Origin of the sequence: Sphingomonas sp. LC-1, from assembly GCF_025371035.1 — a bacterium.
In the GTDB taxonomy this organism is placed as follows: domain Bacteria; phylum Pseudomonadota; class Alphaproteobacteria; order Sphingomonadales; family Sphingomonadaceae; genus Sphingomonas; species Sphingomonas sanguinis_E.
This window is the reverse complement of record NZ_JANZXB010000001.1, coordinates 575,484-582,799: the sequence shown is the minus strand read 5'-3', so window position 1 is coordinate 582,799 and position 7,316 is coordinate 575,484. Positions and strand designations below refer to the sequence as shown.

General features: G+C 64.7%; 4 protein-coding genes. 3 read left to right on the top strand and 1 reads right to left on the bottom strand.

The window, feature by feature from the left end; translation table 11 throughout:
* Positions 1-1,809 (bottom strand): long-chain-fatty-acid--CoA ligase (locus NZL82_RS02685; RefSeq protein WP_405051336.1); only part of this gene is annotated, 1,809 nt, incomplete at its 3' end.
* 134 nt (positions 1,810-1,943) lie between these two features.
* Between NZL82_RS02685 and NZL82_RS02680 the strand changes: the two genes are divergently transcribed.
* The 3 genes from NZL82_RS02680 to NZL82_RS02670 are packed head-to-tail and all read left to right on the top strand — an operon-like array spanning position 1,944 to position 7,222.
* Positions 1,944-3,080, top strand: a complete 1,137-nt coding sequence (locus tag NZL82_RS02680; protein WP_261268220.1) for a thiolase family protein — start codon at positions 1,944-1,946, stop codon at positions 3,078-3,080.
* Positions 3,080-5,407: a 3-hydroxyacyl-CoA dehydrogenase/enoyl-CoA hydratase family protein gene (locus NZL82_RS02675; protein ID WP_261268219.1), complete on the top strand. Its 2,328-nt coding sequence runs from the start codon at positions 3,080-3,082 to the stop codon at positions 5,405-5,407. The genes NZL82_RS02680 and NZL82_RS02675 overlap by 1 nt, the downstream gene beginning before the upstream one ends.
* 18 nt (positions 5,408-5,425) lie before the next feature.
* Positions 5,426-7,222 (top strand): acyl-CoA dehydrogenase C-terminal domain-containing protein, encoded by a 1,797-nt coding sequence (locus NZL82_RS02670; RefSeq protein WP_261268218.1) that lies wholly within the window; start codon positions 5,426-5,428, stop codon positions 7,220-7,222.
* Positions 7,223-7,316 lie beyond the last annotated feature (94 nt).

Below are 7,316 nucleotides of genomic sequence, written 5' to 3'. Positions count from 1 at the left end.
GGGCATGGCCGCCCTTGCCACACCAATGATCGAGGAGGCACAGCCGCTACAGATTACACCCAAGGCCGCCTGAAAATGCAGCCCAGTGGCCACACCCGATTTTACACCACATTGACGGACGCGACCCATTTCTTCCTCAACCAGTTCCTTTTTCGACAATTTGCCGATCAAGGTCTTGGGCAGGCTTTCGCGGATTTCGACCTCGCGGGGAAGTTCGATCTTGCTGACCTTGTCCTGTAAAAAGGCACGCAATTCCGCAGGAGTGGCGTGATGATCGGGGGCCAGCTTGACGAAGGCCTTGGGCGACTGGCCGCGATAGGCATCGGGAATGCCGATCACCACCGCCTCGGCGACCGCCGGATGCTCGTACAGCGCTTCCTCGATCATGCGCGGATAGACGTTATAGCCGCCGCACAGGATCACGTCCTTGATCCGGTCGACGATGAACAGATAGCCGTCCTCGTCCAGATAGCCGACATCGCCGGTCCGCAGCGCGCCATCGACGAAGACCTGCTCGCTTTCGGTCGGCTTGTTCCAGTAGCCGGACATGACCTGCGGCCCGCGCGCGCAGATTTCGCCCACCTCGCCCGGCGGCATCAGCCGGTCGGGATTGTCGCGGTCGCGGATTTCGATGATCGTGCCGGGGAATGGAAGGCCCGCCGAGCCGCCCTTGTTTTCACCGATGATCGGGTTGCAGGTGATGATCGGCGATGCCTCGGACAGGCCATAGCCCTCGACCAGCTTGCCGCCTGTCGTATTCTCGAACGCGATGCGGACTTCTGCGGGTAGGGGCGCGCCACCCGAAATGCAGGCCTTGATCGCGGACAGGTCTACCTTGCGCGCCGCCGCCACGCCGGCGATCGCGTTGTAGATGGTGGGCACGGCGGGGAAATAGGTCGGCTGGCTGCGCGCGATGGTCTTGAGCACTTGGTCCAGCTCGAACCGGGGAAGCAGGATCATCTCGGCGCCGACCCGGATCGCGAAGCTGAGCACCGTGGTCAGCGCGAAGACGTGGAAGAGGGGCAGGACGCCGAGGATGCGTTCCTCTCCGATCATCTCCTCGCCGCCGGTATGGATGACCATGGCGTCGGCATTGGCGATCAGGTTGGCATGCGACAGCATCGCCGCCTTGGGGCTGCCGGTCGTGCCGCCGGTATATTGCAGCACCGCCACATCGTAGGGCTTGGCCGATACCGGGGTCAGCGTGCCGCCGCGCTTCATCATCTGCGCAAAGCTCAGGTGGCGGGGCGAGGGTCCGGGCGCGGCGATCATCGACCGCTTGAGCAGCCGATAGGCCAGCCCCTTCACCTTCGGCAGGGCATCGGCCACGGGGCAGGATATAACATGCCGCAGCCCCAGCTTTTCGGCGACATGGCTGACCCGCGTGTAAATGTCGGGAATGTCGCAGGTCGCGATGATCTCCGCGCCCGAATCCTCCAGAAGATGGCAAAGCTCGCGCTCGACATAGAGCGGATTGACGTTGACGACGATGCCACCAACCTTGAGCGTCGCGAAGAACAGCACCGGGTAATAGACGATATTGGGCAGGCAGAGCGCGACGCGCGTTCCCGGCTTCACCCCGAGCGCCTGCAAGCCGGCGGCGGCGCGGTCCACCATATCCGATAATTCGCCGTAACGCGTGATCCGGCCCATGAAATCGATCGCCGGACGATGTCCGTGTCGCCGTACCGTAGTCTCGAACATATCGGACAACAGTCGAGGCTCGGACAGCAGCGGGCTTCCGGTCGCCTGCCCCGGTACGGCCATGCCAGATGCCGTATTCGCACCGCCCCCGATGGCTCCGGTCATCATCGCGTCGCTCTCCTATATCATTTTTCGACCATACCCGGTTGTCGATTGTGGTCGAGTTGCTTATTGTGTTGACGTATAGGGTAGGTAACGCACCTTAACGTTAGGCCGCAAGCCCATAAAGAGAGGATTGGATGACCAACATCGTGATCGCAGGCTATGCCCGCTCTCCCTTCACCCAGGCTGGCAAGGGCGCGCTCGCACGGGTTCGGCCCGACGATCTGACCGCGCAGGTGATTCGCGGCTTGATCGAGCGGACGGGCGTCGATGCCGCCGAGATTGAGGACGTGATCCTGGGCTGCGCTTTCCCCGAAGGCGAGCAGGGCATGAACGTCGCGCGGCTGATCGGCCTGTTGGCGGACCTGCCTTTGTCGGTCGGCGGCATGACGGTGAACCGCTTCTGCGGATCGTCCATGTCGGCCATTCATATCGCCATGGGCCAGATCCAGATCGGCGCGGGCGAGGCGTTCATCTGCGCCGGCATCGAGTCGATGAGCCGGGTGCCGATGGGCGGCTATAACCCGCTGCCCAACCCCGAACTCGCCGCTGCCCGGCCCGGCGCCTATATGGGCATGGGCCAGACCGCCGAGAATGTCGCGACCAAGTACCAGATCACTCGCGCCGAGCAGGAAAAATTCGCGGTCGCCAGCCAGAAAAAGGCCGCCGAGGCGCGCGCCGCCGGGCGTCTCGCCGATGAGATCGTGCCGATCCACACCAAGGCGGGCGACGTCACCGAGGACGGCCTGATCCGTCCCGACACGACCGAAGAAGTGCTGTCCGGCCTGAAGCCCGCCTTCGACAAGGAAGGCACCGTCACGGCGGGCACCGCCTCGCCGCTGACCGATGGGGCGGCCGCTGTGCTGGTCACGTCGGAAGAGTTTGCCAATCGCCACGGCCTGAAGATCCTTGCCCGCATCAAGTCGGTCGGCATTTCGGGCTGCGAACCCGAGACGATGGGCCTGGGCCCGATCGGCTCGTCCAAGAAGGCGCTGGAGCGTGCGGGTATTTCGGCCAGTGATCTCGACGTGGTCGAGATCAACGAGGCCTTTGCCAGCCAGGCGATCGCCTGCATCCGCGACCTCGGCCTGAAGGACGAGACGATCAACAAGGATGGCGGCGCGATCGCGATCGGCCATCCGCTGGGCGCGACCGGCGCGCGCATCGTCGGCAAGGCGGCGGCGTTGTTGGCGCGCGATGGCGGCCAGTACGCGCTCGCCACCCAGTGCATCGGCGGCGGGCAGGGCATCGCGACCGTTTTGGAGCGTGCATGATGGCTGACACGATCAACAAGGTTTGCGTGATCGGCGCAGGGGTGATGGGCGCAGGCATCGCGGCGCAGGTCGCCAATGCCGGTGTGCCCGTCCTGCTGCTCGACATCGTGCCCAAGGACGGCGCCGACCGCGACGTCATCGCCAAGGGTGCCGTGGCGAAGATGCTCAAGACCGAGCCCGCGCCCTTCATGTCCCCCGCCGCCGCCAAGCTGGTGGAAACGGGCAATATCGAAGATCACCTCGACAAGGTCGCCGAGTGCGACTGGATCGTCGAGGCGGTGGTCGAGCGGCTGGACATTAAGCAGGCGCTCTATGCCAAGCTGGAAACGCTAAAGCGTCCCGGCACGGCGGTGTCGTCCAACACCTCGACCATCCCGCTCGGCCATCTGGTCGAGGGGCGGTCGGAGCAGTTCAGACAAGACTTCCTCATCACCCATTTCTTCAACCCGCCGCGCTATATGCGGCTGATCGAGATCGTGACCTCGGACCACACCGATGCCGGTGTGACGGCCAAGGTCGAGCAGTTCGTCGATCACCGCATGGGCAAACGGATCGTCCGCGCCAAGGACACGCCGGGCTTCATCGCCAACCGCATCGGCACTTATTGGCTGGCGGTCGCGATCAATGCGGCGATGGACCAGGGGCTGACCGTCGAGGAGGCGGACCAGATTGGCGGCCGTCCGATGGGCGTGCCCAAGACCGGCATTTTCGGGCTGATCGACCTGGTCGGCATCGACCTGATGCCGCTGCTCGCCAAGTCGTTGTCCTCGACCCTGCCGGATGGCGATGCCTATTTCGACACGATCCGTCCGCTGCCGCTGGTCGACAAGATGATCGCGGAGGGCTTTACGGGCCGCAAGGGTAAGGGCGGCTTCTACCGCCTCGACCGCAAGCCCGACGGCACCAAGGCCAAGCAGGCGATCGACCTGAAGACCGGTGAATATCGCGCCGAGAAGAAGCCCGAGCGTCTGCCCGGTCGCGCCGAAAAGGACCTAGCCGCGCTGGTCGCGACGCCGGGCAAGGTCGGCGACTATGCCTGGGCGATCCTGGGGCCCGTCCTGTCCTATGCCGCCGGTCTGGTCGGCGAGGCAGCGGACGACGTGGTCGCGATCGATGACGCAATGAAGCTGGGCTATAACTGGAAGTTCGGCCCGTTTGAGCTTATCGACCGGCTGGGTCCGGGCAAGCTGGCCGAGCGACTGCGTGCCGAGGGCAAGCCAGTCCCGGCGCTGCTGGAGACGGCAGGCGATCGGCCCTTCTACCGCGTGGTCGATGGCAAGCGGCAATATCTGACGCTCGGCGGCGACTATGCCGATGTCGTGCGCGCCGAGGGCGTGTTGCTGCTCGAAGACATCAAGCTGCGCTCCGAACCGCTCCTGAAGAACGGTTCGGCGGCGGCTTGGGATGTCGGCGACGGTGTCGTGGCGTTCGAGTTTACCGGCAAGATGAACGCGCTCGACGAGCAGGTTCTGTCGCTCCTGCAAAAGACCATCGCGCTGGTGAAGAGCCAGTATAAGGCGCTGGTCATCTATAACGAGGGCAGCAACTTCTCGGCGGGGGCAAACCTAGGCCTTGCCATGTTCGCGGTGAACATCGCGGCCTGGGGCGAGGTCGACAAGCTGGTCGTCGCGGGGCAGCAGGCTTACAAGGCGTTGAAGTACGCGCCCTTCCCGGTGGTCGCGGCTCCGGCTGGTATGGCGCTGGGCGGCGGGTGCGAGATTCTGCTCCATGCCGATGCGATCCAGGCGCATGCGGAAAGCTATATCGGGCTGGTCGAGACCGGCGTCGGTCTGGTGCCCGGCTGGGGCGGGAATGGCGAGCTGATCGACCGCCTCGCCAAGTCGCCCAAGATGCCCAAGGGGCCGATGCCCGCCGCGATGAAGGCGTTCGAGACCATCTCGACCGCGCAGGTGTCGCGCTCGGCGGCTTTGGCCAAGGACCTCGGCTATCTGCGCAAGGAAGATGGCATCACCATGAACCGCGACCGCCTGCTGGCCGATGCCAAGCAGAAGGCGCTGTCGCTGATCGAGGGCTATCAGCCGCCCGAAAAGCCGGTCTTCCGCTTGCCGGGTGCGGCCGGACGGGTCGCGTTCAGCGGCGCGGTCGCCGACTTCGCCAAGAAGGGCGTCGCGACGCCGTACGATGTGGTCGTCGCGGGCCGTCTGGCGAACATCGTCACCGGCGGCGAGGCCGACATCATCGACGAGGTGAGCGAGGATCAGCTGCTCAAGCTGGAACGCGCCGCCTTCATGGAAAGCGTCAAGGATGCGCGGACCCAGGCGCGGGTCGAGCATATGCTCGAAACCGGCAAGCCGCTGCGCAATTGATCGGGAGAGGATAATCCCATGCAAGTCTATAATGCGCCGCTGCGCGACATGCGCTTCGTCCTCCACGAGCTATTCCAGGAAGACGAGTTCGGCCCCGTCGTGGGGCAGGACGAATTCGGCCCCGAACTGTACGACGCGATCCTGGAAGAAGCGGCGCGCGTCACGCAGGAGGTTCTGCTCCCGCTCAACGCCACCGGCGACATTGAAGGGTGCAAGCTGGAGAATGGCGTCGTCCGTACCCCCGCCGGTTTCAAGGACGCCTATAGCCAGTTCTGCGAAGGCGGCTGGGCCGCGCTCGCCTCGCCGGTCGAATATGGCGGCCAGGGGCTGCCCGAGGCGGTGAACAAGCTGGTCGAGGAGATGATCTGCGCGACCAACTTGTCGTTCAGCCTCTATCCCGGCCTGACCCATGGTGCCACGACCGCGCTGATGGGCCATGGCTCGGAAGACCTGAAGAGCTTCTACCTGCCCAAGATGATCTCGGGCGAATGGTCCGGCACCATGTGCCTGACCGAGGCGCATTGCGGCACCGATCTGGGCCTGCTGCGCACCCGCGCCGAGCCGCAGGAGGACGGTTCCTATCTGCTGACCGGCGGCAAGATATTCATTTCGGCAGGCGACCATGACCTGACCGATAACGTCATCCACCTCGTCCTCGCCCGCACGCCCGATGCGCCCAAGGGGGTGAAGGGAATCAGCCTGTTCCTGGTGCCGAAATATCTACCCAAGGACGACGGCTCGGTCGGCCCCGCCAATGGCGTCAGCGTCGCGGCGATCGAGCACAAGATGGGCCTGAAGGCCTCGGCCACCTGCCAGCTGGAGTTCAACGATTCCAAGGGCTGGGTCGTGGGCGAGCTGAACAAGGGCCTGGCCGCCATGTTCACCATGATGAACACCGAGCGTGTGTCGGTCGGCATCCAGGGCCTGGGCGTCAACGAGATCGCGTACCAGTCGGCCGTCGCCTACGCCAAGGACCGCTTGCAGGGACGTGCGCTGGGCGGCGCCAAGCGCCCCGACTTGCCCGCCGACCCGATCATCGTCCACCCGGACGTGCGTCGGATGCTGATGACGATGCGCGCCTATGCGGAAGGGTGCCGTGCGCTGGGGCAATGGGCAGCGCGGGGTCTGGACGCGGAGGCGAATGCGGTCGATCCGGCCGACAAGTCGCGTGCTTCGGACTTCGTCGCGCTGATGACCCCGGTCGTGAAGGCGCTGTTCACCGACCTCGCCTTCGATGCGGCGAACATGGCGGTGCAGGTTCATGGCGGCCACGGCTATGTTCGCGACCATGGCATCGAGCAGTTCGTCCGCGACGCCCGCATCGCACAAATCTATGAGGGCACCAACGGCGTCCAGGCGCTCGATCTGGTCGGCCGCAAGATGCCCGCGCATATGGGCCGCTATATGCGTCCCTTCTTCCACGCGGTGTCCGAACAGGTCGAGGCGCTGGTGAAGCATGACGACAAGGCCATTACCGGCTGGGCGGCGGGGATGCAGCAGGCCTTCGGCGCGCTACAACTCAGCACCGGCATGATCGCGCAAAAGGGGATGAAGGACCCTGAGGAAGCGGGTGCCGCCGCGACCGACTATCTGCGCCTGCTGGGTCTGGTCGGCATGGGGCATTGCTTCCTGAAGTCGGCCCGGATCGCGACCGAGAAGCTGGCCGGGGGCACCGACGAGGCGGGCTTCTACAAGGCCAAGCTCGCCACCGCCGGCTTCTTCTTCGACCGCATCCTGCCCCAGGCGACGGCGGCGTTCCTGGCGATCAAGTCGGGCAAGCGCTCGACGATGGCGCTGGAGCTGGAGGCGTTTTGAGATGACGCGATGCCGGTTGCGCTTGATTGCGATCAACCGGCATCGTAGGCATGATAAGTAATTATCCTATGCGTCAGTATGTGAACGTATAGGG

Excerpts from the sequence above, each read along its gene's own strand:
- NZL82_RS02680 (WP_261268220.1), top strand. The coding sequence starts at position 1,944 with ATGACCAACATCGTGATCGCAGGCTATGCCCGCTCTCCCTTCACCCAG.
- NZL82_RS02675 (WP_261268219.1), top strand. The coding sequence starts at position 3,080 with ATGGCTGACACGATCAACAAGGTTTGCGTGATCGGCGCAGGGGTGATG.
- NZL82_RS02670 (WP_261268218.1), top strand. The coding sequence starts at position 5,426 with ATGCAAGTCTATAATGCGCCGCTGCGCGACATGCGCTTCGTCCTCCAC.